This window comes from Streptococcus mitis (genome assembly GCF_001074635.1).
Lineage (GTDB): Bacteria > Bacillota > Bacilli > Lactobacillales > Streptococcaceae > Streptococcus > Streptococcus mitis_E.
This window is the reverse complement of record NZ_JUQO01000035.1, coordinates 1-2,278: the sequence shown is the minus strand read 5'-3', so window position 1 is coordinate 2,278 and position 2,278 is coordinate 1. Positions and strand designations below refer to the sequence as shown.

General features: G+C 28.4%; 2 protein-coding genes and 1 pseudogene. All 3 read left to right on the top strand.

Going from position 1 to position 2,278, the window contains the following annotated elements; translation table 11 throughout:
• Positions 1-1,066: ATP-binding cassette domain-containing protein (locus tag ADI58_RS01365; RefSeq protein WP_049521167.1), on the top strand; the 1,066-nt coding region annotated here is incomplete at its 5' end.
• Positions 1,067-1,129: 63 nt separating this feature from the next.
• Positions 1,130-1,357: pseudogene (locus ADI58_RS10500) on the top strand (lactaldehyde reductase); the annotation flags it as partial.
• A 210-nt stretch (positions 1,358-1,567) separates the two neighbouring features.
• Positions 1,568-2,278 (top strand): hypothetical protein (locus ADI58_RS01360; protein ID WP_049521166.1); only part of this gene is annotated, 711 nt, incomplete at its 3' end.

Genomic DNA, 2,278 nt, shown 5'->3' with positions numbered 1-2,278 from the left:
AGGAGATGTTTCATATACTAAGTGGAAAGAAATGTTTAGTAATGAGCTTAAATTTGATGTAGAGCGTGAAAATTATCTAAATATTTTTCAGACTTTTATTTCTATTTATAGACTCGTACCAAACTTACTAATTTTAATTTTGGGAGGACTAGAAGTACAGCAGCATATGATGTCTCTGGGGAGTTTAATGTCATTTTTATCATTGGTTTCTTTGCTTCTTTCACCTATTACTCTAATCGTACAAAACTGTTTTCAATTTCAATTTTGTTTTACAATTTTAGATAGAGTGTTTGATATCATTTATACTCCAGAAGAAAAAAATCAATTTTCTATTTCTAAACTACCCCCATTTGAAATGATGACTTTCAGAAATTTGAGTTTTGCTTATAGTAGTGCCTATAAAGTTATTTATGATATATCATTAACTATTAAGAAAGGTGAACGTATTGCTATAGTGGGGAGGACAGGTTGCGGAAAAACTACACTTATTAAATTATTGCTACGGCTGTATGATGTAGAGAAAAATACGATTTTATATAATGGTAATGATATTAATTTATTTGATTTAAATAGTTATAGGAAGAGTTTCGGAGTTGTTTTACAAAATGATGTAATGTTTAACGACACTGTGATTTCCAATATAGATTTAACTCATAGCCATTCTATGGAGGATGTCATTTCTGCAGCAAGTTTAGCTGAATTAGATATAGAGATTAATAATATGCCCATGGGATACTATACTAGTATTGGGGATAATGGTAATAATTTATCAGGTGGGCAAAGGCAACGCTTAGCAATAGCTCGAGCTATTTTGCAAAATCCAGAGATTATGATTTTTGATGAAGGTACTGGTCAATTGGACACTATAACAGAGAAGAAAATAATGGATAATTTAAAACATAAAGGAATTACCCAAATTTTTATAACTCATAGACTATCTAACGCTCAGGAATACGATAATATTGTTGTTATGGATAACGGTAAAATCATAGATAGCGGAAAACATGATGAGTTATGTGGTAAAGAAGGTATGTATAAAAGGCTTTTTGAAACCTCATATAATTAATTTTGATTAGGTTTTATGAGTCTGTACAAGAAGTCTCGAAAAGCAGAACACGCATAGTATCAAGTAGAAGGTAAATCAGATGAAGAGTGTGCTGATTACGCAATTGCTGAGATTGAGAAGATTTCTGAGACAGTAGGTATTCCTAAGAAATTGACTGAACTTGGTATTGAAGAAAAAAATTTCGATTTTGAATACATTTCTAAGAATGCCTTGATTGATGCATGTGCACCAGGAAACCCATTTATGCCAACTTTAGAAGAAACGATTGATTTTTATAAAGAGTTGTTTTAAGAAATAATCATTTTAATTGTTTACTAACTTAAATGTTATTTAAAGGATTGAGTTTTGTACTGTACAATGCTCAATCTTTTTTTGTAGTATGGATTAAAATATAGATTATCCTTCCCTTCTTATTGAAATCTATTTGGTAGTTTTTAAACTGAAAATATTTATTTTTTTTTGTGTTATACTAATTTTATAATTACTTTAGGAGGAATAAAAATGGATTTATCATTTTTAGATTGGATTAGTCTAATAGCAAATATTGTAACTATTTTAGGGATAAGTGGGTTTTTAAATGATTATCTTAATAAAAGAAAAGATGAGAAAAAAATTTCTAATGACGTTTTATCTAACGCGATAAAATTAGCAAGTTTAAGTCTCGATATTTATGATCTAAAGGAACAAAAAATTTATAGAGCTTCTGATTATATCAAGGTAATAAAAACAAATCTTGAAGAATGGAAAGATTTAATAAATAATTTTGAGATAAATAGAGACTGGCAACAAGAAGAAAAATATAATCTACCAGATACAGAGGAGCATAATTTGACTTCAACTGAACAGTATAATGATGGGGAAGAGTATATGAGTACAGATTATGTATTTTGTGATGGAGAAAGTCAGCAATGCTTGTATGAGGAAGAGATACAGGATTATATAAATAATTTCAAAAAACTTTCAAAAAATGAGCAAGAGAACATATTAAAAATTGCAATATATAATGATATTTTTGATCAGCATTGGAAAAATTTCGAAGGGGATTTAAGATTATCAGAAAGCATTATTAGAGATTTTGTCGATGCAATTCTTTTATCTATTACATCAGAAGGTTTAACTTATAATGCTTATTTAAATAGTGATTTTGAGACATTAAGAGTAATTCAAATTGAAATAGATGAGCTACTAAAGTATATAGAATTGTATGTTAAT